Genomic DNA, 26,640 nt, shown 5'->3' with positions numbered 1-26,640 from the left:
TAACAACCTTTCGAAATTTTTCACACTGTTACTTTTCTATCGACAACACGCTTGTTATCTGCACCATATAGATAAAATAATATTAAAAAAGCAACAGTTTCCGGGTCTGTAGGGACAAAAAACATTCACCCATTAATCAGGGCAAATTCTTTGTTCCTATGGAATCACTCGCAACTATTCTATTTATACCCGAAAGCATTCAATGCATCGGCCACTACAAAATTACTGCCACCAATAAATACAAAATCATTTGATGCCGCCCAATCTTTTGCCGCGCGTACAGCTTCCGCCACAGTGGGATATGAATATCCCATTAAGCCTTTTTTTTGGGCCAACATTTGCAACTCCCGCTCGTTCATGGCCCGTGGAATAGACGCTTTGGTAAAATAATAAATAGCTTTGCGTGGCAATAGTTCGAGCACGGATGCAATATCCTTGTCATTTACCATTCCCAGCACAATATGCAATGTATCATATTTTTCATTTGCCAGTTGATCGGCTATATATTTTATTCCTGCAACATTATGTCCCGTATCGCACACGATCTTGGGATGCAACTCCTGTAATATCTGCCAGCGTCCCATCAGCCCGGTCAGTTTGGTTACATATGCAAACCCGTTATAAACAGCTTTGGATGGAATAGTATATCCTATTTTCTGTAATTCCTTGACAGCGCATAATACTGTAGCTGCATTCTTTATTTGCGCATAGCCAGATAGTTCGCCCTTCAGGTGCAGATAATATTTCGTATCGAAAAGCCAGCCGCTTGCAGTTTTCAGGCTCGATTGTATGATATGTTCGTCTTCAGCAAAAAGAATGGGAGCTCCTACCCTTTCGGCTGTATCAGTAAATACATTTTTCACCTCACCTTCTGCTTCCCCTATAATTACAGGTATATTTTTCTTTATAATACCGGCTTTTTCGGTGGCAATCTTTTCCAGTGTATTGCCAAGGAACTGCATGTGGTCGAAACTGATATTTGTTATTACGCTCAGGTCAGGCGTTATAATATTCGTACTATCGAGCCTACCCCCGAGTCCCACTTCTATGATGGCAACATCTACGTGCATATCTGCAAAGTAGAGGAATGACATCATCATTGTCAGTTCAAAAAACGAAGGCTCTATCGGTTCGAAATATTCACGATGCTTATCTACAAAGTCGACTACATACTGTTGCGATATTTTTTCCCCATTAACACGTATACGTTCCCTGAAGTCTACCAAATGCGGCGAAGTGTACAATCCTACCCTATATCCGGCTTCCTGCAATATCGCCGCCAGCAAATGCGAAGTAGAACCTTTACCATTCGTTCCGGCTATATGGATTGTTTTATATTTAGTGTGAGGATGAGCGAAGTATGTATCGAGGGCAAAGCTGTTGTCCAATCCTTCTTTATAAGCACTTCCTCCTATTTTTTGATATACGGGTAATTGATTATATAAATATTCTATGGTCTCCTGATAGGTCATTATCCTGATTATATTTAATGTGAATGGATGCTATCGTGTAATTTATCCAGAAATTGTGCGACATGCAATCCATCCATTATAGCATGGTTTACAGTTATAGAAACAGGTAAAAGTATTTTTTGTTCTTCTGTGAAAAATTTACCTGTCGATATTTTAGGTATAGCACCATTATTACCAAACGACACAGCATGTTTCATATCCGTAAAACGTATCCAGGGTACAGATGAATAATGTACAACATCTGTACGTTCAGAGTTTTCGTCTAATCCCAATCCGGATGATTGTTTTACTTTAGCTATGATTTGCAGGGCATTTTCTTCAAAATCTTTCAGGTCCGGGTAATAGTCAAAAAAAGAAAAACTAAATGTACCGTCATCACGTCCGACTGTGGGCGCAGAATGTACAGTATCGTATGAAACGACATCATCACCTTCTATCCTGAAGCGGAATACGTCTATGGCATTCACTGTCTGCATAATCTTGTGTAACGAATGAAGAAAAAATGAGGACTTCTTATCTTTGCTATAGTTATAAACAGGGGTAAAATCTACATTTGCCGTCATGCCGAAAAAAGGATCATCAAACGTTTTGAAGAAATTGAAATGTTCCTTCCTGTTCCATTTTTCGATATCTATGGGAGTTCTCACTGTTCTGTCGCTTTGTTTATAGGTGTATATCCTGTTTTTTCTATTAGATATTGTCCTTGTTCTGATAAAATCCAGTTTACAAAGTTAGTTACATTTTTGTTATTTGCGCCTGTTGTTATAGCATAAAAATCACCGGTAAAAGGATATGTATTGTTTTCTATCGTATTTTTGTCCGGGTACACTCCGTTTACCTTTATCAGTTTAATTTGATTATTCCCTATCATCTCTGTAGCAAAGAAAAGGAATGTATATCCTATCGCATTATTAAAGTTCTTATACTCAGCTGTACGATCAATAATTTCCCCCATACCTCCCGCAATATCATTTGTCGGCGGGCTCATTAATTCTTTATCTTCCATTATTTTTTCCAACATGGTCTGACTGCCACTGTTTACCGGGCGCTGAAAGGCTTTTATCTCTTCATCTTTTCCTCCCAGTTCATTCCAGTTTGTTTTTTTTCCCGAATAAACATCCTGAATTTGTTCGATTGTCAATTCCGATACGGGATTTTTAGCATTCACAAAAAAAACAAATGCTTCCTTACCTATTGGCGTCATACTGTATTCTATGCCTAGGGCAGCAGCCTTTTCGACCTGTGACCTTGATGGTGCGGCACAAAAGATAATATCAGCCACCCCACTGAGTAGATTATCATATGCTTCGGGTGTAGTATGACTAGACACAATACTATTGTAAGGGTTATATTCACCCCGAGGATAAGTCGCCTGAGCAAAAGCTGCATAAACTGGATACAAAGCCGTAGCTCCATCCAGCACAGGCAGGCTATCCGTAAACAAGAAAGCAGACTGTTCGCTTAATTTTGCCACTTTACTTCCATCCGAAAAAGGCTGGTAATCATATAAGTTTACACCTTGATCATCGACTGTCGGGATACTTTTGATATAGCTCCTGTACCCCTCATATACAGAGATAGACACGGCACAGACTAAGACTATTCCTAAAAGGCTAAACCATATAATTTTTGATTTGAGTAACCGAAATAATGCTATAATTATCCAAACAACAAGTAACAGTGTAACGATAAGAACTAAAGGCACATAAAAACCTTTACTTACACTAAACGCTGCTACAAGCATCATCCAAAATCCTAAAAACAGAGTAATGCCAATTAGTATAAAAGCAATGAAACCTCGTATAATACTATTTCCCATTTTCGCCGTAAGTAATATTTAAGCAACAAAAAAACGACCTGCTACTAACCGAAAAGCTGCCTGAAAGCCTCTTCTACCTTTCTCACCTGAATGATTTCGATATTGACTTTCGATGTAAATCCTTTCAGATTATTTTGTGGCACAAGTATTTTTGAGAAACCGAGTTTTTCGGCTTCCAGAATACGCTGTTCAATACGATTTACCGGACGGATTTCTCCGGACAGACCGACTTCACCCGTCATACATACATGCTTTTCTATAGAAATATCGAGACTGGACGACAATACGGCACTGATAACGGATAAGTCCATGCCGGGATCGTTTACTTTAAGCCCACCTGCAATATTGAGGAAAACATCTTTTTGGATAAGTTTGAAACCCGCCCGTTTTTCCAACACAGCAAGAAGCATATTCATCCGGCGAAGATCAAACCCGGTGGCCGAACGTTGCGGAGTACCATATGCAGCCGTACTTACCAATGCCTGCGTTTCTATTAAGAATGGGCGTATGCCTTCGATGGATGCGGATATGGATACACCGCTCAATCCTTCATGATTTTGCGTAAGTAATAGCTCTGACGGATTGCTGACTTCACGCAATCCATTTTGACGCATCTCATAAATACCCAGTTCGGCAGTGCTGCCAAAACGGTTTTTAATACTGCGCAGGATACGGTACATATAGTGCTGATCGCCCTCGAACTGGAGTACTGTATCCACTATATGCTCCAATACCTTTGGCCCGGCTATACTACCTTCTTTATTGATATGTCCTATCAGTACAACAGGTGTATTTGTTTCTTTCGCAAACTTGAGTATCGCAGCCGAACATTCGCGTACTTGCGATACGCTACCCGGTGAAGATTCCACTGCATCGGTAAAAACCGTCTGAATGGAATCAATAATAACAAATTCGGGATTCAGATTCTGTATATGCACGAATATCTGTTCCAGGTTAGTTTCACAGACTATAAAACAATTTTCACTGTTAGAATTGATACGGTCGGCACGTAGTTTCAACTGGCGTGCGCTCTCTTCTCCCGATATATATAACGTCTTTATTCCGTTCAGACCTAATACAGTCTGCAATATCAAAGTAGACTTACCGATACCGGGCTCCCCTCCTATCAATACAAGAGAGCCTGGAACAAGCCCTCCTCCCAGCACTCGGTTGAGCTCTCCGTCGTGCAAGTCGATGCGCGGCTCTTCACCTGTCTGTACATCTTTCAGGAGCAAAGGTTTTGCTTTCGTGGTGTCGAATATATGCAAACCGCTTTTAGCCGTTGATTTTTCTTTACTTATTATTTCTTCTACATATGTATTCCATTCACCGCATACAGGACATTTACCCAGCCATTTGGGTGAATCGTTTCCACAATTGCTGCAAACATATACTGATTTTGTTTTTACCATGTTATTTTCTCCGCTTTCTTTGCCCCGTTCTTTGTCATAGTTTGTATGATATATGTATCCCTTGGTAAAATACTCATATCTATTACCTGTTCTTTTACATCAAGGCCTTTTTTATCAATGACCGTATCGCCGTTCAGATTGATTATTCGAACCCGCTTGATAGAATCGTCTTCCTTGTTAAGTGTTACTGTAAGCGTTTTTGTCCCTGTTATGGCATATTTCACAGTGCTAACCGCCTGAACTTTTATTGCAGCCATTTTGCTTTTTTTATCTCTAACCTCAATGATTGCCGCCCCATACTTAAGAGCCTTTATCGTGATCTTGTTATCATTTATTTCTGCTGATGCAATTTTATTGTCCGATGATGAAACTGTATAATCACCGTTACCATCAAGAATTGTAACCACTGAATTTGTATTCAAGATAATGGATAAATCGTTATTATCTAAAACAATATTCTTTTCTATATCATCATTATTATTCAGCCCGGCCAGTTTCGTTACACCGGAGTTGGCAGGGTCTAAATATTTGCTCATATGCCTGCTCGCATCCGGATATTGATCCCAATGGTACCACAATTTTCCATAATAATCAGGCTCGGTCAGATTACAAAGCTGATTGTTACCACCTGTCAGTGTGCCTATTATTAACCCTGCCGAATTGAAAATAGGGCTACCTGATGAACCGCCCTGAGTTGCCCCTTTCGAATAGGTAACTACCCAATGTGTACCGGATGGCGAACTTGAGTTCCATCTGCCGGATGCAGGTTCTTTTTCATAAAATGATATTTTCTTAACATCTCCCATCGGATGGTGGATCACAGCTCCACTGCTAGTTGCTTTATTTTCCCTGTTCCATCCGTTAAAATATACATCCCAATCGTCAGGAATACTCTCTGAGAGTTTGAGCAACGCCCCATCACTACCGCCGCTTATCGGATTTATTACCATAACTTCCGAACCTTTGTGGTATTTATATTTCGGAGCCTGCGCCCCTTTTTCCATTTGGCAGGTAGGATATTCATATTCAAAGATAAATGATGTATTATCAGGAATTTGATCTACACTCATATTTTCGAAACAATGGTCGGCCGTAAGTAAATATGGAGTCTTATCATTGTTTGTATTATTAATAAGAGAACCCGAACACAAGTAAGTTTTATTATCACTTTTTGTCATTCTCAATAGTACCACTCCTTTCTTTTGGTATTGCCAATTTTCAGCATCAGGGCAATTTACATTAATCATACATGAAGCAGATGTATTGAAATCGGAATGCTCGCCATTTCCATCTGTATATTTATACCCTACATCGGATAAAAGTATACGAGGGAGTTCTGTCACTTTGTCCGAAACAACATATTCCAGTACCACATTATCACCTTTTAAATTTTCTATAGAATACGCCCCACCGGAAGGATTATCACTATGGATATACACAACAGCATCGCTTGTATTATCTTTATTGTAGACATATAGCTTAGCCCCTTCGGGTAAATAAAAATCATCGAACCGGACAAAGAATCCTGTTGCCTGAGGTACATCTATGTTCAACTTCCAAATTTTATTTTTGTTCGATAAGGCCGACCAAGAGCCGATAGTATCCATATTGATACCGAGTGTATACACTTTGGCTTCTAATAGCGCAGTCCCCCGTTTATTATATTGAATGTCAGCAACAGTGTATTTGGTCTGCTTCAAATCGACAATCAATGAAACCTGCGATTTATCTTCATTCAGTGTGTATTGCTTATCTTGAGCAACAACAGACACAACTGACGCAAGTATTATTACACCCGATAAAAACTTCTTCGATAGATTAGATTTCATAATTTATCAATTAATTGCTGAACATATTTATTAACATCATCCCGATTTACCAATTCTTCCGTTTCGAATATAATCTGCGCCTGGGTGTAATACGGATTTCTTTTCTCCAGGCTCTCCACTACGAAAGCGAAAAGTTCTTCTTCATTTTTGTCTTTTATGAGCGGGCGTTTTTCCTTACATGTGTTTAACCGTGCGGCGAGTGCCTCAGGCGCAGCATTCAGATACACCGTAGTGCCGGTCTTATTCATATACTCCATATTATCAAAGAAACATGGAGTACCACCTCCTGTAGAAATAACTACATTTTCAAATTCGCCAACCTCTTTCAGTACACTGCTTTCTATTTTACGGAATTCTCCTTCGCCAACATCCTGAAATAGTTGGCTCACTGTTTTCTGATAGCGCGCTTGTATAAAGTGGTCTAAATCTATAAATTCAAGTTCCAGAACTTTTGCAAGTTCTTTTCCGGCAGTAGTTTTCCCGGCACCCATATACCCAATCAGGAATATTCTCTTCATTTATATTATTCGATATATACTAATCGTACAAAAATAGGAATAAAATAGTTAAAGAAGATTAGAGACCTTAATATTATTAAGTTTTAACGACTGTAAATATTCTTTATCGAAATCTAAGAAGCTGTTTGAGTTATAACGGAGTAATTTGACTATTATAAGCGTAGTGTTGCTGTGTAGCCGACGGAAGGAGGCCGACGCGACGCGAAGCTTCTGCCACTTACCTCTAAAATGTTAAAATTTTGTATGGATAGAAATTCCGTTTATCTATAAAGAAACTGATTAGCAGATTAGCGAATTGGTAGATTAATAAATTAATTTATTATGGCAAAGTACAGTACAGAATTGACAGAAAAGATTGTAAACCTGCTTGAGGACGAGTTTTTCACCGTGTCGCAGGTATGTAAGGCAACAGGCATCAGCCGTGAAACATATTATTGCTGGATGAATACCAAAGGCGATTTCCGCAGCGAAGTGGAACAGGCGGTAGCGCGCCGCGAAGCCGAACTGATGACGATGGTGCATGCTTCGCTGAAAAAGAAACTTGAAGGCTATTACACCACGGTAGAAAAAGACATCTATGTCCCCGATGGGCATACAGGCGAACTTGTTTTCAAGCAAAAAACAGTTACAAAAAAGGAATGTCCGCCCGACCTTCGCACAATAAAGATGCTGCTTGACAGGCAGGATAAGAATAGCCCCTCCCGGCCTCCCCTAGGGGATGAGAAAGCCGCTAAAGAAAACACAATGAAGCGTGAACCCGAAACTTTAGAGAAAAGAGGAGAACCTGAAAAAGAGATTATCCTGAATCCGGCGGAAGAAATATTGGAAACCTGCGCGGAGGCCATCACAGAGTTCCCCCCGAAAAACGGACATATAAAAAAGGATATGCAAGTACTTACATCTTCACAGAAAAGAAAGGCCGAACACAAAAAGAAGAAAAATAAGACAACCGAAAAAATTAAGAAAACTGTCAGATGTGTCAGGTTTTAACAAAAACAGATAAGTAATATAATTCAAACAGCTTCTGAGATTCCCACGTCTCAAAATAATAAAAACAGTTAATCTACTAATCACCTGCTTTTTGTCTAAAAAAATAGTCCAAAAAATTTCGTCGTCTAAAAATTTAGACATACATTTGTATTGTAACCAATAAATATAGTATGCAACTCACAAAAGCCGAAGAACAGATAATGCAGATACTGTGGACCATGGAAGAAGGCACAGTACAGGATATACTGAAAGGATTTACCGATAACAAGCCTGCCAGAACGACAATAGCTACAGTATTAACCATACTGGAAGGAAAAGATTTCGTATCGCACCGTAGCGAAGGACGTGTTAATATATATAAGGCCCTTATTTCTAAAGAGAATTACTCAAAAAAACAACTATTCGGATTTGTGAAAGACTATTTCAACGGGTCATTCTCTTCTATGGTTTCATTTTTTGCAAAAGAGACCAACCTCTCTATTGAACAGATGGATGAAATGCTGGATGAAACGCGTAAAGCACTTGAAGAAGAAACCAATAAAACTAAATAGCCATGGAAACATTCATTATTTACATAGCTAAAGCCGGCATTTGTCTGGGTATATTTCTCGTTATATACTCCTTATTTTTGCGTCCGACTACATTCTTTCGTTTCAATAGGATATTCCTGCTCTCCGGTTTTGTGGTGTCATTGATTATCCCTGCTATTAAGTATACTTATGAAGTGGTCATTCCGGTCTCTGTAGTCCAAAATATAGAAATGGCTTCAGAGTCTGCGCCTGTAACATCTGCCTCCACCATCAATATCTGGATCGTATTATCAAGTCTGTATATGATCGGTACATTAATGTTGATAGGACGCAATATATATGCATATACAAAACTCCGGAAGCTAGTAAGAAGTGGAGTGAAATACAATAACAAAGGTTTTAAACTTGTAGAGAACACTGATATAAACTCTCCATTCACGGTATTGAATTATATATTAATGAATACAAGTAATCTGAGCCAGATAGAAAAAGATTTGATCCTCAAGCACGAAATAACTCATGTAAACCAAAAACATTGGATAGACCTCTTATGTAGTGAATGTATACTGATATTACAATGGTTCAATCCGTTGGCTTGGGTTTATGTAAAACTATTGAAAGAAAACCATGAGTTTCTGGCGGATAAGGCTGTGATAGATTCCGGGGTTTCCCCTGCACTTTATCAAGCAGTGTTGATTAACCAAAAATTTCAGGGACCTGTGTTCTCGTTTTCCAATTCATTCAATTATTCCAAACCGTTAAATCGTTTATCTATGATAAAAAAAGCCAAAAGTTCGCCTTGGAAAAGGGTTATAGTTTTAGCTATCATTCCTATCTTCGGATTGTTTTTGTGGGCTTCGTCGGAACCTCGTTATGTATTTGACGAGCCGGATGTACAAGCCGTTCCTGACGACTCTATTGTTGTAATCGGATATGGATCAAAGAGCAATGTTCCCGCCGATTCTCTGATTAAAACCAAAAAGATAATTATAACGAAGAAAAAAGACTCCATTAGTTCATATAAAAGCAATACAAAAATAGAGATCAAAGGGGTATATACTATGACCGGAGGAGATGCAGACCCTATAGTTTTTATCGACGGTAAAAAATCGGATAAGGTAAAAATGGAAACTATAAATCCTGCAGACGTAGAATCTGTTTCAGTACTTAAAGATGTTCTCGCAGCAGAGATGTATGGAGAAGACGCTAAACATGGGGTTATTCATATCAAAACAAAGGAATATGTAAAGAATAATCCGGAACAAGGAAGCAATAAGTTTGAGCTAAAAACAAGAAAAGGAATGACATTTATGAAGAGCGACTCTCTGAATACAGGCTTGAATGGAGTTCCAAGTAAAATAATAAAATATTGGAAATCAAATGAACCTGTAATTTATCTCGATGGTGTAAAAATAAAGAATTTAGAAAATATAAACCCCAACGATATAGAAAGTATCGACGTACTTAAGGACAAGAGCGCCATTTCCATATATGGCACCGAAGGAAAAAATGGTGTGATACTAATAACCTCAAAGAAGAAAGATAACACTAAACAGAGATAAATGATGAATAGGGACTGAAAATAAAAAATGTTCTGAAATTTAGATACCTTAAAGTTATTGTTACGTAACACACAAACAGAATGTGTCTGTGCGAGCAGGCCTATCATATGCTTTCAATCTCTTTTGAAGCATTGATAACTTCTTCGTCCAATCTACCCGCTTTTATACCTGCGACTAAATCTCCAATAGTAAGTTCTTTCTTTTTGGGATTTAAACAAGGCAATATTTTTCTTAAAAGATATATAATAATTTCCTCTGGAGTAAAATATATTTTAAAGTTAAAACTACTTGTATCAACCTCAAATTTCTTTCCATAGTAATAAATTAATTCAGCTGCTTCATCTCCATAGAAGCCTAAATCTTTTTCTATCCCCACATTAAAAGAAAAGTCAATGTCAAATTCTTCTTTACATAATCTATCAAGTATAAACCTTTTTAAATCTTCGATTTTATTCTCCATACAAATTTATTTATGAAAATTTACTTCCTTGGCGGTTTAACAATTGGGACTGGAATTGTAGGACTAAATATATTCCTTAACCATAAAGGACCTATTTCACCCCTCACTACAGCATCTCCTCCATACCAATATCCTAGTTTGCGGCCAATTGACCAAGATTCATATAAAGCAAAACCAGCTCCTACATATCCAATCGGTGCAGCTAATCTACTTAATTGCCCTGCATACGTTGTTCCGCTAGTCCAGGAAAGTGCTCTTTTTGCAGTAATTTTCCCATATCCTTTACGGTGAAGAATTAGAGAATATAAAGATGTTGTTTTTTTTGCTTCTCCAACAAGCCTACTTGGGGGCCAAATTGCTTTTGCTACAATAGAACTCTTATGAACCCCTCCGCCCAATGCATACCAAAAAGCTGAACCAGTTCCTAATCCTGTTAAATTACCATCTAAATTTAGTCCAGCTTCTCCCTCTGGTGCAAAAAGGCCATCCATATCAGAAGATGTTATGTAAGCATAATTTGTTTCCTTACTTCTCATTCCTGCTTTAAAATTTCCCTGACAACCCTCTAAATTGATATTAAAATTGAACGTATCATCATTAAATGAAACAGATTCATCTTTATTATGTTCTTTATATTCATCATCAGTCATGCGATTCCAACCTCCATAATCGAATGGGTTAGATGTCTTATTTCCTGAAACAGCTTGTAGATGATTTAAGAATCGAGCAATCTGGTCAGGATCATTTGTTGTCCAAACATCCGTTCCAAAAGGATCAATATTTCTCATCGGATTATTCCCCACCCAAGCATACGGGCTCCAGCTATAATAATTCTCCGCATGCGGGTCTGGTGTAGGCGTATGCGGTACTACAGGGTCGTACAGTCGAGCAAGATTATCGTACATATTCAGTCCATTCCTGCCATCCAATTCCTTATTTATACTTGTACGGCTGTACATTCTGCCCCGTAGCATCCGCAAACGGCATCCCGAAAGGATAATACTGCGTACTCTGCACCACCGAGGCCGCCGCATTGGCTACGATCCAGTTGTTGCCGAGATGGTCATTTATGTAAAAGTAATAATTTCTTGATTCATAATAACCGCCATCCACTAGAATTCTTTTAAATGACAGGAGTTATACCGCCAGCTCAAAAAGGTAACAAACGTAACAGTCTTTTCAATAGTTTTCATGCTGTTTCTTTTTTGCTCCGCTGAACAAAAGGTATATGCTATAGATAAATTATCCGGCTGATGATAAGACAGGATTGTTATTATTGTAGTGGTGGCATAGACAGAGTTTACGCTGAACGGGTAATTTAATCTATACCAATATAGATACCAGCCTGTTTACTCTTTTTCTTATTTTTTTCATAAGTTTTAATAAAATCTGAAATATAAAAAAGAATATCGGACTTGTTATAATGTTCATTATTTTTTAAATAAGTAATTAGCTTTTCCAAATTAGCGTTAAATGGTTCCCGCATATTAATTATCTGAAACCTTTTTTTATCAATTAGCAAATAATGTATATATCCATGTGCAGAAAAAGATGGAATATAGAAAATACCGGTTTTTCCATTTTCTATGTGAGATCTGTCTTTCACTTCTGTCAATATCGTATTAGGTATATAGTCTATTGTATAATTGCCTGGTATATCTTTTGTTTGTTTTAAAAATAATAGTAGACTATCTTTAATATTTCTTACTGGTATATCACTTGCATAAATAGCAGTAAATAGAATATTAAATATAACTAAAAAATAAATTCTTTTTTTCATATTATTTATTTTATTCGTTTATTTTATTTTTTTGAATTTCATCCAGAATCTGTTTTTCAATTTCGTAAGGCTTCTTTTCTAAATCAGTATCATCGACTGTCAGCAAAATGTGAGTTGTGCAACAGACACGGGACGTCTGCGCGAGCGGGCTTTGAGTTCGCTTACTTATAAATTTATATTATCAAATTGATAAAGTATTCAATGAAAATTAATAGCTAGAACATCAAAAGATTTAGCCTGTTCTTCAAACTTTTCTGAATCGAGATAGTATGCTTCTTTAGAAACTAATAAATCTATTTTTTGATAAATAGCTAATTCTATAATTATATTAGAACATTTTTGATCAATATTTATACTCTCAAAAAATATCTCATCAAAACTTCCTTTATCCTTTACTTCAAAATCTAAAATTTTATAGTTGTTATTAAGTACATCTAGAGGTATTGCCAGTTTTATTTCACAATGTGGATTTATAGGAGTAAAACTATAAAGTGTTTTATATCTCTTTACTATTTTATCTTTCCCCAATATTATCACATCTGAAAGTTTCACTGATAAATAAGGAATTAAAGGTAGAGTTGATAATTTACACTTCTCTACATCCGCATTATAGCGATGAATATATTTCGATTTTATTAGCTCTGGAGTCAAATAGCTATCAAATAAATAAATAGTATCTGAGGTGTTGTTACAGATTTCTATAATAAAGTCTTTTTTTACAATTCTCTTATTCACATAAATTTCATTGTTATACCTATCTTGTAGGTAAGTTTGACTTTTTTTGTCTTCTATTAAACTATTTTGTCCCCAAAGTGAAAACGAAAACAAAATAAAAACGAAAATAAAATAAATTTTCTCTCTCATATTCTATTTTATTGTTTTGTTATGTGTCTCATCTGGTTTTCTTACAGGATGTCCAAACATCCTTCTGAATATATTATTATACTTAAGAACCTTATCTTGACTTTGGCCTTGGTAAATAACATGCCCCAATTCATGATAGAATAAGTCTTGAATAGTTGTATATAAAGGTGCCTGTCTAAATCTAGGTCCATTGGCAGGACTTATCGGAGTTTTATAATATGCAGAAGTCACTTCCATTACGGTAGTTGTTTTATGATGCATACTTGGGTCTATTAAAATTGTATTTTGAGCAACCCCTGGATTCTCACTAGCAAGAACTGCTAAAGCCCCTCCTCCTTGAGATGCTTGAACTGTCTGCGTTGAACCATCTGCAAGTGAAATTTCCGTTTCTTTACCATAGATTACATTGGTTGTCATCTCTTCACTCATTACAGAATTCATCCCTTTAAAAAGATTCTTTTGATCTTTAGTCATCCCTTTAGTTGATCCATTATATACTAACATCCCGCTTTCTGTATAACTGAAATTTTTTGCATACCTACCAAATGCACTCGCTAATCCAATATAAAATAATTCCCTATACTCTTCAGCTACACTTATACTATCTCCTCTCAGATCTATATATCTAATAGGATTATTCGCCACATAGGCATACGGACTGATAGAATAATATTTCTCACTCATTGGATCAACCATCGGCATAACAGGAAAATCAAAAGCCAAATACCTCGCACTATAATCATACCAATTCAGCCCGTTCCTGCCATCCAACTTTTTGTTATTATATTTATATGGTTGAATATTCTGCCCCGTAGCATCCGCGAGCGGCATCCCGAACAGATAATACTACGTACTCTGCACCACCGATGCCGCTGCATTGGCTACTATCCGGTTGTTACCCAGATGGTCGTTGATGTAAAAGTAATAATTTCCTGATTCATAATAACCTCCATCAACCAGAATTCTTTTCAGGTTTCCGTTTTCGTAAATGATATTGCCTACATAATCTGTAGTACTGCTCATTGTCAAAGCACTTATATTTACATCAGAACCTATGACAGGCGCACTATTATAGTTTGGGTTCCATCGTTGTACCGCTTTCAGCTTTTGCCCTGATACTGAGTAAGTATATTCATTACGTCCTTCGGCTGTCTTACTCTTTATATCCACTATCCAGGGCAGGTTCAGGGAGTTATAAGCTATAGCTGATATTCCTTTATTCAGGTCTTTTACCATTGCCCCATTGGCATTGTAAGTATATTCGGTACCTGTCCCCTTGGTATAATCCTTAAAGTCCATAGAAGCATTCAGGGTTACATTAGGTCCTGCATCGGTGATATATTTTAACTGATTTCCGGTATGATCCGCCGTCAGGTTGTCTATTATCCCGTAGGTGGAGGCCGCCGTCATACCGTAGCGTTGCAGGGTCTTGATATTGCCGTGCTTGTCGTAGGTATACGAGGTATTGAAATTGCCGTCGCCTGTATAGGCTGCGGCTTTCAGGCGGGAAAGGTTGTCATAGGTGAAATTATATTTTCTGGTTTTGCCTGCCTGCCCCCACTGCATGGATGAAACATTACCGTTATAGCTATAGGTCAAGGCCTCGTTAAAATGCGCATTGGCTATGCTGTTTGTCCACGACCTGACATTATAGGCATAAGTAGTATTCAGGTTTGCCTGTCCTCCTTTCTTATTTGTCTTTAGCCTTCCCAGTTCGTCATAGGTGTTCTCCGCCAGTGTTACCTGCGGTTTTACCGTTGTCCCATCTGTCAGTTGATGAGTGGTTTTCAACAGGCGTCCTGCATGGTCGTAAATATAAGCATAGACTTCTGTCTGGGTGTTCTTGCCTGTAACCTGATGCACATGTTTCCTTTGGGTCGGCTGTCCAGTATAGTTGTACTCGAAGTATTCCTTTTCAACCCCCATTAAATGATTGTTCGATTTGGATTGGATGAGTTGCCCCCGGTCGTCATAATATATCACCGAATACAGGTACGCAGATGATACGGTTCCGTCAGCGTTCATCTGTGCGGTAAGGTTTCCTGTCAGCATACCCTTATTTTTGTACTTGTTAGCATCGGTATAGTCTGTCCCGTACCAAGTGCCGTAGCCGCTTTCCGCATTGTATTTGAAGTTTACATCCGTATTGGCAGGTATACTATTCAAGCCCATAAATTCATAGTTGTCATAATAGCTGGCTGACAAGACAGTGGGTGTCGTTAATGAAATTCCGGTAATAGTATAGCCTTTATATGTATTTGTTACTTTTCCCCATGCGGCTTTCAGCACTATAGCCTTCAAGGGATCGGCTGTATAGTTCAGGGAATTTCTACATATCCCGGTTAATACCGTCCGCCCCAATGCATCCGGTATAGTAAATGCCCATTCTCCCTTTTTCCGCTGTTCGCCGTCCTGTGTAAATATAAGCTGGTCTGCCATATCGTAAATACAACTATAATCTAAAACGAGCATCTATCAGTTATGATAAGAAACTGGATATATTAACAATCTCCGTATTAGGTGACTACATTCGGAATTAAAAATCTGGCCAATGGAAATATTGGATAAAAAATCAGAAAAGATAAATACCTTGTTTCGGGTGTTAGATGAAATTCAGGAAGTCATTAGGAACGCTCTGAAACGGAGAACTCTGCAACTAAATGGAGAGAAGTATTTAACAAATAACGAGGTTAGCAAGTTGCTTAAGCTAAGTACTCGTACACTACAAAATTGGAGGGATAACGGGACTATCAGTTATATACAGATTAAAGGAAGGATTCGTTATCGTCAGTCTGATGTTTTGAAGTTGTTAGAAGATAATTTTGAGAAGTCGTGGCGAGAGGAATAACGTAAATAAGAAAAGCGAGTTTTTAAGGCTCGCTTTTCTTGTTTTGGGTGTTGGTAACGAAATTAACTGAATTTCGCTTCAACAGATTGCATATCCCGAAGGATCGAACTATCCAATACCTTTGCATAATGCTGTGTCATTTTTGTACTGGAATGACCGAGTATTTTGGCTACATTTTCAATAGAGACATTGTTTGCTAAAAATACTGTGGTAGCCGCCGTATGGCGGGCGACATGCGAGCTCATTTTCTTTGTAATTCCGCACAAATCAGCGATTTCTTTCAAGTATGCGTTAGTCTTTTGGTTACTCAAAACTGGTAATAAAACATTCTTTTTTATACACTCGGGATGTTCCTTATATTTTTCAAGAATTGCTTTTGCTGGCTGAATAACAGGAATGTTACACATATTATCTGTTTTTTGACGGGGTTTGCGAATCCACAGTGCACCATTGCCGTCCGCAATCAAATGTGAAGAATCTAATTGTTTTACATCTATGAAGGCGAGCCCTGTGTACGTGCAAAATAAAAATATATCTCGCACAACTTCCAATCGCCTAATAGTAAACACTTTATTTTTAATTCGCTCTAATTCATCTTGACTTAGAAAATCTACATCTATTTTATCGTGTTTGAACTGAATTCCGACAAATGGGTCTTTCTTTATCCATTCATTAGCAAGAGCAATACGAACAATCTTCTTTAAGTTTTTCAGGTGTTTCAGAGCCGAGTTATGTTGCATATTGCGGTCAGCCTTCAAAAAGAACTCAAAATCTTGAATGAATACACGGTTTATCTCTTTTAACAAAATATCTTCCTTTTTCATGGAGTGTTTGAGAAATGCTTTCAGCATATTTAAAGAGGTATCAAACTTTTCGACAGTAGAAACGGAAAAGTCCTTTCCAATCAAAGCTCGACAGCGCTTATTGTGTTCAGCATAGACTTCGATAAGCGTTTTCTGTGACTCATCTCGACCGTACAATTTATCTCGGATAGCGTCAGCCGTAATACGAATACCATCTATCTCCAATTCTCTATGGATTTGGAGAATCTTAGCCCTCATTGTATCAATGTAGCGATTCAATTCTTTTCCGACTTTACCGGTGGATGTACAACATTCCCTTGTCTGATTCCAGTACTCAACAGCAACACTTCTTTTGATAGAAATATCAACCGCCTGACAATTAACAGAGATGCGCATACATATGGGTGCTTCTCCGTTCTTCAACATCTTGTGCTTTCTAAGTAGAAAGTTCACATTAAAGGTACTTTTCTTTGATCCCATAATAAACTCTTTTCTTTGGTTACAAAATTACTATTAAGAGTTCATTTTGTTGTTAGGTAAAAATCTGAAATACAGCGAGAAATAAACCTAAAAGTGGGACATTTTATATAAATCTGGAAGTCCCACGGATTAACCTTTTTTATCTGCGTTTTAATGGGATTTTTTGCTGGGGTAGGTAAAATAAAAAAGTCCTGCAATCGACTGATTTACAGGACTTTTATTTGATTTTCTAAATCTATTGGCGGTATGGACGGAATCCATTATTCTTTAGTTAAATAGCTACATTTCAAATATTTGCTTCTCTCGTTTTTTCTAAGGTGAACACTTTAGGATATTTCAAAACATCACATTTTGTCTTAGCATTAGACACACTTGTCTGTACATTAGTTACTCCTTACAAATATAATATATTTTAATTGTATATATTAAAGCTGTCTAATAGTTTATTTTTTATTTACAATAAACCTGCTCTAAAAAAAGACAATGACATCCTTAGTTAAAAATACGGCTTCAACGATAAGCTTATAAGAAAGGCTATCGTTGAAGCTGAAATTGTAAAGAAAGGAAAGGAATATATTGAATTTGAAATACTAACGATAAGGGTCAATAATTAAATAAACTCCATACAGCAAAGCTGGCGAGGTTAGTCTTTTATAGCGAAGTTATTCACTTCGGGATAAAATGTCCTATAAGTATAAGAAGGGAGTACCCCCCCTTAGCGGTTATAGGTCTTGTGTTTTTACTGAATCTACTCTAATAATATAAAATCATAACTATAACTGATTTTGTTCTGCATCACTATTAATGCAGAATAAAATTAGTTGTAATGAGGTGGTTAGTTATTGATTTTTAGAGAGGTGGTCGTATGTGGCGTAGGGTTGGAGGTGTGTGGCGTTATGAAGATATGATTTTAAAGTATATAGGAGATTATACTTTATGATTCTTAAATATTTGCTAAATTTGGAGGCTGTTTAACGACGGTAATTTCTCTGAGAAAAAAATTTCACAATCAATTGTTAAAGGCTATATAAATTATAATATTTGGGATCATGGAAGAATCAATTGTCATAAAAAATTTCGGACCGATCAAGAATATCGAAATTAAGAATATACATCCTCTTACTATTTTTATTGGAGAGTCAGGAAGTGGAAAAAGCACAATAATGAAAGTAATTGTGTTATTTCGATGGATATATAAGATGGTAAATATTCGTTCGTATTTGAAACATGCAAATATTACAGAATCACCATTTAAATTTGATTTTAAACAATATCTCAAAAATGGAGGATTTGACGAAGATGCATATTTAAGTTCTGAAACCGAAATAATTTATAGAAAAGGAAATAATGAAATATCTTATCGAGGATCATTGAATACAAACATTATAATTCCAGAAGATGAATTAAGTTTAGAAAAAATGAGTTTCATAGCGGATAAGCGTAATATTATTTCTGAAATTCTTTCAAAAAATGCAGAGGTTAATAGTTTCTTTTTAAATGAAACATACGAAGATTTTAGAAAAGCATATCCATTTATAAAAGAATTAGCGATAGATTATTTAGGAGTGAAATATTCACGTAAAAAAGTGGGTAATACTACTCGACATTACATTGAAAATATTGATGGTCAAAAGCAATTTCCCCCTATAAAATTGGAAGAAGCTTCTTCAGGTATGCAAACAGTTACTCCTCTATCCGTTATCATAGAATATTTCTCTAAGCACTATGACTTCACTAGTCGTTTTAATAGTATCGTTGTTGGGTATTTATCTCAAAATGATAGTCTAAAAGATTTCAGGACTGGACAAAATATAGGTGATATAAAACATCGAAACATTAATATTCATATAGAGGAACCAGAATTAAGCTTATATCCTGAGAGTCAACGTAGTTTAATTAACTTTATTGTAAAGAGTTGCTTTATTGAGAATCATCGTGATTATAAAATGACAGTTATGATGGCAACGCATAGTCCATATATCATTAATCATCTTAATTTGTTAATCAAAGCGAGTGACAAAAACAAGCTAATTGAAGGAGCAAAAATCAGTTTCGAAGATATTTCAGTTTTTCAAGTAATAGACGGGAAGATAATTGACTTGAAAATAGAAAATGAACGATTGATAAATACAAACCCTTTATCAGAAATGATTAATGACATTTATGACCAATATAATTTGTTATGATGGACAGTTTGTTAAAAAGTGATTTCGTCGCTCATTACTCATTGAGTAGATGTACAATCTGCTCCGCTACGACAAATGATAAAGATTTTGATCTCGTTGATGATTCCCAAATGATTCATCCAACAAGAACAGGAGTAGCAAAATATAAAAATCCAAACTACAAGGAAGTAAAAATAATCAACTACGAATTATTTATAGATTCATTATCAGCCACCTTTAGGCAAGGAAGAGAAAAATGCGATTTAATAGCATATACTACTGATTGGACTCATTTTTATCTGAATGAATTAACAGATACTGATCCTAAATATATTCCCGCTTTTGCATTAGCTAATGGGACGCCAAAAATTGGAAAAAGGAATAAAGCAATAGCTCAATTATGTAAATCACTTATTGATATTTCTAATGTACCTTCAATCCTATATTTCCTTAATAATCATAAAATAAAAAAATGTTGTTTTTTTAATAAACAAATTAATTCTCCTCTTAGTATTACAGCTACAACAGCATTTAATCGGCTTTCCACATTAACAACAAATGGATTTAAAATTTCTAATTCTCTTATTGAATCTTTCGGATTTGAATTATGGGAATTTTCAGGAAATCAAGTTTGTGAACTATCAAGTATTAAGGTAATTATAAAGATTAAACAAGTTAAAAGTAGAATTGGAATGCCTATTGACCAAAAGCGAACACTTGATGCTCTAGGACTTCGTAAGCTGAATCGCATTGTTGAGCATGAAGCGACTCCTTCAATTCTTGGTATGATTAATAAAGTAAAGCATTTGGTTACTATAATAGAATAATATTATTAAAAAAGCAAAAGGCACCAAGGTATCCCTCTCCATAGTGTCGCCCCTTCAAAAACTCAACAGCTATCTCTCTGATAGAGATTAATTATATTCTGTATTAATAGTGATGTAGAACAAAATCGATGGCCCTTCAACTAAGAAGTTCATGTCTACTGTTTTAATGAGAAATTATTAAGTTTGGTTACTTTTATTTTTTTTAGTCGAGGCACTATAGTTTCGGTTTGGAAGTGTATGGCGCTATGGAATATATATTTCTCTGTATCTTAAATATTTGCTAAATTTACAGGCTTATATAATTATTCTTATTAGTTAATGTGTATTTCGAATAATTATTGCATATTTTTATTAGATGTGGCAAACTTAAAAAAGACATATGAGCTATAATATTGTTTCAGGAATTACACAACATTTTTATCACACTGTTCCTAGTGAGTTGGACTTAATTACAACAACACCAACAAGAGAAGGTATTTTTAAATATTTATCACAAATTGGTTATGATAAATTCCCTGAATTTATTTTTGATATTTTAATTAAAGTTGAAGGACATACGCCGGTTGATGTCACAGATGGTCAAGGCGATGAAAAACAAGACATTTTAACAATAAATCCTAAAGGTGAGCGCTGTCTTACTCAATGTAAACACACAGTAGATTATAAATCTCATTATAATGGTGACGACCTAGATTTACTTGTTGTAGCTTGTATGCGAAAAGCCTGCAAACAGGCTATATTTGTTACAAATGCAGATTTGACGCCACAAGGTAAAAAGTATGTGAATGACAGAGAATATAATAGAGGATATGATAATCCTGCTGATTGCCCTACCATCGACTATTGGAACGGATTTAAGATTTGGGATAAAATAAAAAATAATAAAGACATTATAAACAAATGGTTCAGTGGACTTGGGCAAGTTCACGGATTGAGAAGTTTCAAATTTGATTTGACAATTCAAGAATTACCCTTTAAAAAGGACTCAAATCATGAAAACAATTCGTTTGATGCTATCCTAAAATTATTGTCGGGAAAATCATGGATGACCGAAACAGTACCAGGGTTTGAATACAAAGCAGATATTTCAAAAGATTATGAAGTAAATATAAAAAAATGGTTTCAATTTACAGGCGAATTGGATATAAATTATTTACTACCCAACCAAGATGTTTCCTTTTTGAATCAGCCAGCGTATGCACTAACTATTGAAGTTCATATTAATTCAAGCATAGAGAAATACTCACCATCTGAAATAAGAGGTGAAATTGTAAATAAAATAGCCAATGAAATCCTGACGAATAATACAACTGAAAAGTGGTGGCATATAACTTCTAGTCAAATAAGAAGTATAATTTATCTTCATGATATTTCTGAACCTAGAGAAATACAACTAACACAAGCAACTACTTTTGTAAAAACACATTACAAAGCGACATCTAATGAATTGAGCTATTGTTCATTGTTGGAAACCCAATTTGACTTATCTGAAAATGATGAAGATTCAATTTGGAGACATAAAATGTCTGGTATTCAGGTTGTACAAATGTTCGAACAACCGATAAATCCTGTCGAACAATATAATTATCAGTTAATTCAATACAGACAACTAGAGAACATTAAATCCCATAATTTCTACGCTGTAGAAAATATTGACTCATCTTTACTAATGAGAATAAGAAGAATACTCGATCACGAGTGGATTGCATTCCAACACAATGAAAATAACTTAATTTGGGGAGTTCCACCGGAGTATAATCTTAAAAAAGTAGAGTTAATCAATAAGAAGTTAGAATTATTAAATCTGAAAGTTTTAAAAGTGAGACAAGAAGACGTTACTTTCATACTTGAAAATGTTCAAAAGGATATTATGCCAAGCAGTTGGATGTTTACTTCAGATATGAAAAGCATTAGCTTTCCTATTTTGCTTAATCAAAGAATTTTTTGGCTATCTAAAGAGCTGCCATTAAAGTCAAAAATCGGTATAGACAATGCGATGAAACTTTTGGAATACAAATACTCACTTGAAGACGAATATGGATTTAACCATCTTCAAGGAAAAAACGAGATGAAACTTAATTCTTCTGAATTGAGAGAGTTGCTATTTGATTTTTTCACTTTTAGAGGCAAAAGAATGTTAGATATCTCAATATATGATGAACCAATATCTATCAATGTTAGGTTTAGTGAAAAATCTACAGAATCCTCACAAAATTTAGCTACTAAATATATTGACGATTTTTTAAAAATATACGATTATATCAACAATCTCATTAATTGATATAATATAATGCTACAAACTTTAATTATGCACCAGATGTTCTGATAGAATGTCAAACGAAACTTCGCCTGTCCTTTTCGGTATCTCTTTAAAGTAATCGATAACTGATTCTGCCTGAACAATATCCTTTTTTATATTGTAGATTTCAATATCTCCATTTTCTTTAACTGAATAAGAACAATTGTCACTATCTCGAAAAATCAAATATGGTCCGCATTTATCAACAATATTATATGTCTTATTCAATTTCCCATTCTCGTATATGCGAACATTTTCGCATGTTGATATAAACGGATAGTATTTAACCTTATCAGCTCCATAACTATAGCTTCTTCCATTACTAAATGTGATGCGATATCCCTTGTCGGTACGGGTAACTGCTGAAACATCTCTCCTGTATTCGAACTTTAGAGATGTTTTATTTTTCAAGTATATTAGGAATGGGGACTTCATGATTCTTTCTTATTATAAATTAGGCAATAGAGCTAGGATAACAATTACAGTATTGAAACCTTATTCTTCATAAAGAACGTCTTTATGGTCAATCAAAACTTCGACAATGAGCTTAATAGATTTTCGTAATCACCAGTAAATATAATTTTATTAGTTTACATCAGCTTAGTATTATTTATATAATCCTCCTTATAATGATCTCCCCATTGCCACATCTGATCAATAATTGAAATTAACCCTTTACCTGCTTCGGTCAAAGAGTATTCTACTTTCAAAGGCAATATAGGATATACCTTTTTCTCCAAAATCCCCATCTTCTCCAATTCGCCTAGCTGCTTTGTCAGCACTCGTTTTGGAGCAATGCTTATACTTCGCTGTAAATCACACGGTCTTACAACTCCTTTGCTAATCTCTGATATCAACCAAGCATTCCAACTAGATGATAAAATATCAATTGCAATGCGTACCGGACAGTCGGCATAGTCCATTGGGTTCTTCTTTACATACATAATATTTCCCTTTTTCTCCTGTATTACAAAGGTAATTAATTCTTAATCAAGTGGGGATTAATTTATCACCCGATGAAAGATTTATCCCTTATTGATCAGATAATTAAGAGTGCCTAACTTTGTAAGAAAGAATTAGGACGAATGGACACGCAGGAAATAATAGTAAAAGGAGCAAGAGAAAACAATCTCAAAAATATTTCAGTTAGAATACCTAAAAAGCAGATAACTGTATTTACCGGAGTATCAGGTTCTGGAAAAACTTCATTAGTCTTTGGTACAATAGCAGCAGAAGCGCAAAGATTATTGAATGAGACCTATGATAGTTTTATCCGGCATCGGCTACAACAATATGGTAAACCCGATGTCGATAAACTTGAAAATCTATCTGTTGCGATTATAGTTAATCAAAAAAAGATAGAAGGGAATGCCCGTTCCACTGTTGGAACAATTACCGACATATATTCATTATTGAGATTATTGTTTTCCCGTATCGGACAACCCTTTGTTGGTCATTCTTCTGTTTTTTCTTTTAATAATCCTCTCGGAATGTGTTCATGCTGCGAAGGTTTGGGCAAAACCAATGTTGTTGACTTGGATGAATTAATAGATAAAGAAAAATCTCTGAATGAAGGAGCGTTAAGATTCCCCACATTTGAAGTCGGTGGATGGCGTTGGACACGTTATGTATATTCAGGATTGTTTGATAATGATAAAAAAATAAAAGACTATACCAAAGAAGAGTGGCATAATCTAATCTATGCAAATGATTTAAAATTACCACATCCTGATCCCCGATTCCCAAAGACGGGAATATATGAAGGTGTACTTCCTCGTTTTGAGCGAAGCTTTTTCAAAAAAGAATCAAAAGAGATTATAGATAAAAATACAAATAGATACAAAGAAGTTGTGAAACAAGGTATTTGCCCTGAATGCAACGGAAATCGCTTGAGCCATCAAGTTCTATCATGTAGAATAGACGGGAAAAATATCGCTGATTGCTATAATATGCAGATTGACGATTTACTCATGTTTGTAAAAACGATTAAAGATAACTCGGTTTCACCACTATTGGATACAATCATAGAGAATCTTGAAAATCTATTATCTATTGGCTTAGGCTATTTGACTTTGGGTAGAGACACATCTTCCTTATCGGGAGGAGAATCTCAACGGATAAAGCTTGTTCGGCATTTAGGCAGTAGTTTGACCGATCTTACTTATATTTTTGATGAGCCGAGCGTAGGACTTCATCCGAATGATGTACAACGACTAAATAAGTTGTTGATAGAATTACGGGATAAAGGAAATACAGTACTAATTATAGAGCATGATCCGGATGTTGTTGCGATTGCTGATTATATTGTTGATATGGGAATTGGTGCCGGTAAAAACGGAGGTAGTATTGTTTATGAAGGAGACTTTGAGGGGTTGAAGAAAGCAGACACTCCAACCGGAAATTATCTCAATTGTAAAACTTCTCTAAAAAAAGAATATCGAAAGCCATCGGGTTACCTTTCTATAAAAAACAGTTCTCTTCACAATTTGAAAGAAGTATCAGTCCAGATACCGAAGCAGGTATTAACAGTCGTTACAGGTGTGGCTGGTTCAGGAAAAAGTTCACTTGTAAAATCATTGATAAATCAGTACAAAGAAATTGTTGTAATAGACCAAAGTGCATTAAGAGGAAGTAAAAGGTCAAACATATCAACCTATACCGGAATATTGGATGTGATAAGAACTATGTTTGCAAAACAGAATAAAGTGATGCAATCTTTATTCAGTAATAATTCGGATGGAGCTTGTCCCGAATGCAAAGGACTGGGGGTTATATCTACCGATTTGGCTTTCTTGGATGCTGTTGAAGTGCGTTGCGAACATTGTAATGGAACAGGCTTTAAACCGGAAGTTCTGAAATATAGACTAAAGGGGAAATCTATTACTGATATTATGTCTATGACCATCAGTGAAGCAAATGCTTTTTTCAATGAACAGGAAATAACACAACCATTAAATAGGCTTTGTGAAGTTGGGCTAGAGTACCTGACATTAGGCCAATCATTAAACACATTTTCTGGAGGAGAACGCCAACGGCTAAAACTGGCAACAGAATTGGGTAGTAGAGGAAACACATATATATTTGATGAACCAACAACTGGGCTACATGGCTCAGATATAATTAAACTCATAAAACTTTTTAATAGATTGGTAGATGATAGAAATACAGTCATTATTATTGAACATAATATAGATATTATCTCTCAAGCCGATTGGATTATAGACATGGGACTTGCTGCTGGTAAAGATGGAGGTAAAGTCATATTTGAAGGCTTGCCTATTGATCTAATAACAAGTAATGTTTCATTAACGGGAAAACATCTAAAAAGGTATATAATTCAGAGTAATGGAATGAAAACTTAAGTTGAAAGAAAAAAAATAAAGATTACAAGTATACCTATTTTTCTTATTTCTTCTAAATGTACCTTAATCTCAATATTTCAATAAGCTTAGTCTATCATTTTTTATTATGTCGTTTTTATATATTTAAACCTGTAAAGCATAAGGTAAGTAGAAGTTATCTTATGCTTTTTATTATTTTTGTAAAAAGAATGATCATGAATGCAGAACAGATATTAAAACAACATGGAATAAAAAAGACAGTTTGTCGCAAATGTATTATCGATAAACTAATAGAAAGTGATGATACAGCCTTAACTGAAAATGAAATCAAAGATGCATTTTTAGATTTATTTGATCGTGTTACTTTCTATCGTTCTCTTAAAACATTAGAAGAAGCCAAAGTAATACATCGTATTGTTCTAAATAACACAATTGTAAAATATGCCTTAAGCAGCCAGTTGGTTTTATCAAGGATACATCCGCATTTTCACTGTACTCGTTGTGATAAAGTTACTTGTTTAGACTCTTCTCTATTAGATAGAAACCTACATTTACCTTCAGGATATCATGTTGAATCGGCTCAAATCTTGCTTGAGGGTATATGTCCTGATTGTATAAAAAGTAAGAGGAGCTAAATATAG

25 protein-coding genes are annotated in these 26,640 nt (G+C 35.7%); 9 read left to right on the top strand and 16 right to left on the bottom strand.

Features of this window, described 5'->3' with window-relative positions:
* Positions 1-179: 179 nt before the first annotated feature.
* Genes IR083_RS19045 through IR083_RS19020 form a run of 6 tightly spaced genes read right to left on the bottom strand, consistent with a single transcriptional unit; the run spans position 180 to position 7,050 of the window.
* Positions 180-1,472: a bifunctional folylpolyglutamate synthase/dihydrofolate synthase gene (locus IR083_RS19045; RefSeq protein WP_194225494.1), complete on the bottom strand. Its 1,293-nt coding sequence runs from the start codon at positions 1,470-1,472 to the stop codon at positions 180-182.
* Between the two features lie 14 nt (positions 1,473-1,486).
* On the bottom strand, positions 1,487-2,119 hold the full coding sequence (locus IR083_RS19040) for a chloramphenicol acetyltransferase (RefSeq protein ID WP_006801603.1): 633 nt from the start codon (positions 2,117-2,119) through the stop codon (positions 1,487-1,489).
* Positions 2,116-3,291, bottom strand: a complete 1,176-nt coding sequence (locus IR083_RS19035; protein ID WP_006801602.1) for a PstS family phosphate ABC transporter substrate-binding protein — start codon at positions 3,289-3,291, stop codon at positions 2,116-2,118. Before IR083_RS19035 ends, IR083_RS19040 begins: the two co-directional genes overlap by 4 nt.
* A gap of 44 nt (positions 3,292-3,335) precedes the next feature.
* A complete protein-coding gene (radA, locus tag IR083_RS19030; RefSeq protein WP_194225493.1) occupies positions 3,336-4,703 on the bottom strand; it encodes a DNA repair protein RadA in 1,368 nt (455 codons plus the stop codon).
* On the bottom strand, positions 4,697-6,532 hold the full coding sequence (locus IR083_RS19025) for a trypsin-like serine peptidase (RefSeq protein WP_194225492.1): 1,836 nt from the start codon (positions 6,530-6,532) through the stop codon (positions 4,697-4,699). The genes radA and IR083_RS19025 overlap by 7 nt, the downstream gene beginning before the upstream one ends.
* On the bottom strand, positions 6,529-7,050 hold the full coding sequence (locus IR083_RS19020; RefSeq protein ID WP_194225491.1) for a shikimate kinase: 522 nt from the start codon (positions 7,048-7,050) through the stop codon (positions 6,529-6,531). Before IR083_RS19020 ends, IR083_RS19025 begins: the two co-directional genes overlap by 4 nt.
* Positions 7,051-7,371: 321 nt before the next feature.
* On the opposite strand from IR083_RS19020, the gene IR083_RS19015 reads away from it, so the two are divergent.
* The 3 genes from IR083_RS19015 (at position 7,372) to IR083_RS19005 (ending at position 10,132) form a co-directional block, all read left to right on the top strand.
* Positions 7,372-8,040, top strand: a complete 669-nt coding sequence (locus tag IR083_RS19015) for a helix-turn-helix transcriptional regulator (RefSeq protein ID WP_194225490.1) — start codon at positions 7,372-7,374, stop codon at positions 8,038-8,040.
* A 170-nt stretch (positions 8,041-8,210) separates the two neighbouring features.
* Entirely contained in the window at positions 8,211-8,591 is a 381-nt protein-coding gene (locus tag IR083_RS19010; protein WP_006801597.1) for a BlaI/MecI/CopY family transcriptional regulator, read from the top strand.
* Between the two features lie 2 nt (positions 8,592-8,593).
* Positions 8,594-10,132 carry a TonB-dependent receptor plug domain-containing protein gene (locus tag IR083_RS19005; protein WP_194225489.1) on the top strand — a complete coding sequence of 513 codons (1,539 nt, stop codon included), beginning with the start codon at positions 8,594-8,596 and terminating at the stop codon, positions 10,130-10,132.
* Between the two features lie 103 nt (positions 10,133-10,235).
* Here the strand turns inward: IR083_RS19005 and IR083_RS19000 are convergent, their stop codons facing one another.
* The 7 genes from IR083_RS19000 to IR083_RS18970 all read right to left on the bottom strand — a co-directional run bounded on the left by IR083_RS19000 (position 10,236) and on the right by IR083_RS18970 (position 15,675).
* Positions 10,236-10,592, bottom strand: a complete 357-nt coding sequence (locus IR083_RS19000) for a DUF1493 family protein (protein ID WP_006801595.1) — start codon at positions 10,590-10,592, stop codon at positions 10,236-10,238.
* 20 nt (positions 10,593-10,612) lie between these two features.
* Positions 10,613-11,380 carry a hypothetical protein gene (locus IR083_RS18995; RefSeq protein WP_194225488.1) on the bottom strand — a complete coding sequence of 256 codons (768 nt, stop codon included), beginning with the start codon at positions 11,378-11,380 and terminating at the stop codon, positions 10,613-10,615.
* A 145-nt stretch (positions 11,381-11,525) separates the two neighbouring features.
* On the bottom strand, positions 11,526-11,705 hold the full coding sequence (locus tag IR083_RS18990) for a hypothetical protein (protein ID WP_052303120.1): 180 nt from the start codon (positions 11,703-11,705) through the stop codon (positions 11,526-11,528).
* 205 nt (positions 11,706-11,910) lie between these two features.
* Complete coding sequence (locus IR083_RS18985) at positions 11,911-12,372, bottom strand: hypothetical protein (RefSeq protein WP_006801593.1); 462 nt, start codon at positions 12,370-12,372, stop codon at positions 11,911-11,913.
* Positions 12,373-12,570: 198 nt separating this feature from the next.
* Positions 12,571-13,236, bottom strand: coding sequence for a hypothetical protein (locus tag IR083_RS18980; RefSeq protein ID WP_194225487.1), 666 nt, complete (start codon positions 13,234-13,236; stop codon positions 12,571-12,573).
* Between the two features lie 3 nt (positions 13,237-13,239).
* The gene (locus IR083_RS18975; RefSeq protein ID WP_317174769.1) at positions 13,240-14,076 is read right to left on the bottom strand and encodes an RHS repeat-associated core domain-containing protein; all 837 of its coding nucleotides are present in this window, start codon (positions 14,074-14,076) and stop codon (positions 13,240-13,242) included.
* A gap of 6 nt (positions 14,077-14,082) precedes the next feature.
* Complete coding sequence (locus tag IR083_RS18970) at positions 14,083-15,675, bottom strand: hypothetical protein (RefSeq protein ID WP_052303119.1); 1,593 nt, start codon at positions 15,673-15,675, stop codon at positions 14,083-14,085.
* A 112-nt stretch (positions 15,676-15,787) separates the two neighbouring features.
* On the opposite strand from IR083_RS18970, the gene IR083_RS18965 reads away from it, so the two are divergent.
* Entirely contained in the window at positions 15,788-16,084 is a 297-nt protein-coding gene (locus IR083_RS18965) for a helix-turn-helix domain-containing protein (RefSeq protein WP_006801589.1), read from the top strand.
* 62 nt (positions 16,085-16,146) lie between these two features.
* Here IR083_RS18965 and IR083_RS18960 read toward each other — a convergent pair whose 3' ends face one another.
* Positions 16,147-17,367 (bottom strand): site-specific integrase, encoded by a 1,221-nt coding sequence (locus IR083_RS18960; RefSeq protein WP_006801588.1) that lies wholly within the window; start codon positions 17,365-17,367, stop codon positions 16,147-16,149.
* A 1,049-nt stretch (positions 17,368-18,416) separates the two neighbouring features.
* On the opposite strand from IR083_RS18960, the gene IR083_RS18955 reads away from it, so the two are divergent.
* From IR083_RS18955 to IR083_RS18945, 3 genes are all read left to right on the top strand, one after another.
* On the top strand, positions 18,417-19,553 hold the full coding sequence (locus IR083_RS18955; RefSeq protein WP_006801587.1) for an AAA family ATPase: 1,137 nt from the start codon (positions 18,417-18,419) through the stop codon (positions 19,551-19,553).
* 635 nt (positions 19,554-20,188) lie between these two features.
* Positions 20,189-20,359, top strand: a complete 171-nt coding sequence (rpmD, locus tag IR083_RS18950) for a 50S ribosomal protein L30 (protein ID WP_280985170.1) — start codon at positions 20,189-20,191, stop codon at positions 20,357-20,359.
* Positions 20,360-20,738: 379 nt separating this feature from the next.
* On the top strand, positions 20,739-22,640 hold the full coding sequence (locus IR083_RS18945) for a restriction endonuclease (protein WP_006801585.1): 1,902 nt from the start codon (positions 20,739-20,741) through the stop codon (positions 22,638-22,640).
* Positions 22,641-22,661: 21 nt separating this feature from the next.
* Here the strand turns inward: IR083_RS18945 and IR083_RS18940 are convergent, their stop codons facing one another.
* Positions 22,662-23,093, bottom strand: a complete 432-nt coding sequence (locus IR083_RS18940; protein WP_194225486.1) for a hypothetical protein — start codon at positions 23,091-23,093, stop codon at positions 22,662-22,664.
* A 155-nt stretch (positions 23,094-23,248) separates the two neighbouring features.
* A complete protein-coding gene (locus IR083_RS18935; RefSeq protein ID WP_194225485.1) occupies positions 23,249-23,602 on the bottom strand; it encodes a winged helix-turn-helix transcriptional regulator in 354 nt (117 codons plus the stop codon).
* A gap of 141 nt (positions 23,603-23,743) precedes the next feature.
* Between IR083_RS18935 and IR083_RS18930 the strand changes: the two genes are divergently transcribed.
* Both IR083_RS18930 and IR083_RS18925 read left to right on the top strand, forming a co-directional pair.
* Positions 23,744-26,020: an ATP-binding cassette domain-containing protein gene (locus IR083_RS18930; protein ID WP_194225484.1), complete on the top strand. Its 2,277-nt coding sequence runs from the start codon at positions 23,744-23,746 to the stop codon at positions 26,018-26,020.
* 194 nt (positions 26,021-26,214) lie between these two features.
* Positions 26,215-26,634, top strand: coding sequence for a Fur family transcriptional regulator (locus IR083_RS18925; RefSeq protein WP_006801581.1), 420 nt, complete (start codon positions 26,215-26,217; stop codon positions 26,632-26,634).
* The last annotated feature ends 6 nt before the right edge of the window (positions 26,635-26,640 follow it).

The organism is Dysgonomonas sp. GY75, from assembly GCF_015234155.1.
GTDB lineage: Bacteria > Bacteroidota > Bacteroidia > Bacteroidales > Dysgonomonadaceae > Dysgonomonas > Dysgonomonas gadei.
The sequence above is the reverse complement of the archived record's forward strand: the minus strand, read 5'-3'. Positions and strand labels throughout refer to the sequence as shown.

What these genes read in the sequence shown, in the direction of transcription:
- IR083_RS19045 (WP_194225494.1), bottom strand. Translation starts at nt 1,472, where the DNA reads ATGACCTATCAGGAGACCATAGAATATTTATATAATCAATTACCCGTA.
- IR083_RS19035 (WP_006801602.1), bottom strand. Translation starts at nt 3,291, where the DNA reads ATGGGAAATAGTATTATACGAGGTTTCATTGCTTTTATACTAATTGGC.
- radA (WP_194225493.1), bottom strand. Translation starts at nt 4,703, where the DNA reads ATGGTAAAAACAAAATCAGTATATGTTTGCAGCAATTGTGGAAACGAT.
- IR083_RS19025 (WP_194225492.1), bottom strand. Translation starts at nt 6,532, where the DNA reads ATGAAATCTAATCTATCGAAGAAGTTTTTATCGGGTGTAATAATACTT.
- IR083_RS19020 (WP_194225491.1), bottom strand. Translation starts at nt 7,050, where the DNA reads ATGAAGAGAATATTCCTGATTGGGTATATGGGTGCCGGGAAAACTACT.
- IR083_RS19015 (WP_194225490.1), top strand. Translation starts at nt 7,372, where the DNA reads ATGGCAAAGTACAGTACAGAATTGACAGAAAAGATTGTAAACCTGCTT.
- IR083_RS19010 (WP_006801597.1), top strand. Translation starts at nt 8,211, where the DNA reads ATGCAACTCACAAAAGCCGAAGAACAGATAATGCAGATACTGTGGACC.
- IR083_RS19005 (WP_194225489.1), top strand. Translation starts at nt 8,594, where the DNA reads ATGGAAACATTCATTATTTACATAGCTAAAGCCGGCATTTGTCTGGGT.
- IR083_RS19000 (WP_006801595.1), bottom strand. Translation starts at nt 10,592, where the DNA reads ATGGAGAATAAAATCGAAGATTTAAAAAGGTTTATACTTGATAGATTA.
- IR083_RS18995 (WP_194225488.1), bottom strand. Translation starts at nt 11,380, where the DNA reads ATGAGAAATATTGATCCTTTTGGAACGGATGTTTGGACAACAAATGAT.
- IR083_RS18985 (WP_006801593.1), bottom strand. Translation starts at nt 12,372, where the DNA reads ATGAAAAAAAGAATTTATTTTTTAGTTATATTTAATATTCTATTTACT.
- IR083_RS18980 (WP_194225487.1), bottom strand. Translation starts at nt 13,236, where the DNA reads ATGAGAGAGAAAATTTATTTTATTTTCGTTTTTATTTTGTTTTCGTTT.
- IR083_RS18970 (WP_052303119.1), bottom strand. Translation starts at nt 15,675, where the DNA reads ATGGCAGACCAGCTTATATTTACACAGGACGGCGAACAGCGGAAAAAG.
- IR083_RS18965 (WP_006801589.1), top strand. Translation starts at nt 15,788, where the DNA reads ATGGAAATATTGGATAAAAAATCAGAAAAGATAAATACCTTGTTTCGG.
- IR083_RS18960 (WP_006801588.1), bottom strand. Translation starts at nt 17,367, where the DNA reads ATGGGATCAAAGAAAAGTACCTTTAATGTGAACTTTCTACTTAGAAAG.
- IR083_RS18955 (WP_006801587.1), top strand. Translation starts at nt 18,417, where the DNA reads ATGGAAGAATCAATTGTCATAAAAAATTTCGGACCGATCAAGAATATC.
- IR083_RS18945 (WP_006801585.1), top strand. Translation starts at nt 20,739, where the DNA reads ATGAGCTATAATATTGTTTCAGGAATTACACAACATTTTTATCACACT.
- IR083_RS18940 (WP_194225486.1), bottom strand. Translation starts at nt 23,093, where the DNA reads ATGAAGTCCCCATTCCTAATATACTTGAAAAATAAAACATCTCTAAAG.
- IR083_RS18935 (WP_194225485.1), bottom strand. Translation starts at nt 23,602, where the DNA reads ATGTATGTAAAGAAGAACCCAATGGACTATGCCGACTGTCCGGTACGC.
- IR083_RS18930 (WP_194225484.1), top strand. Translation starts at nt 23,744, where the DNA reads ATGGACACGCAGGAAATAATAGTAAAAGGAGCAAGAGAAAACAATCTC.
- IR083_RS18925 (WP_006801581.1), top strand. Translation starts at nt 26,215, where the DNA reads ATGAATGCAGAACAGATATTAAAACAACATGGAATAAAAAAGACAGTT.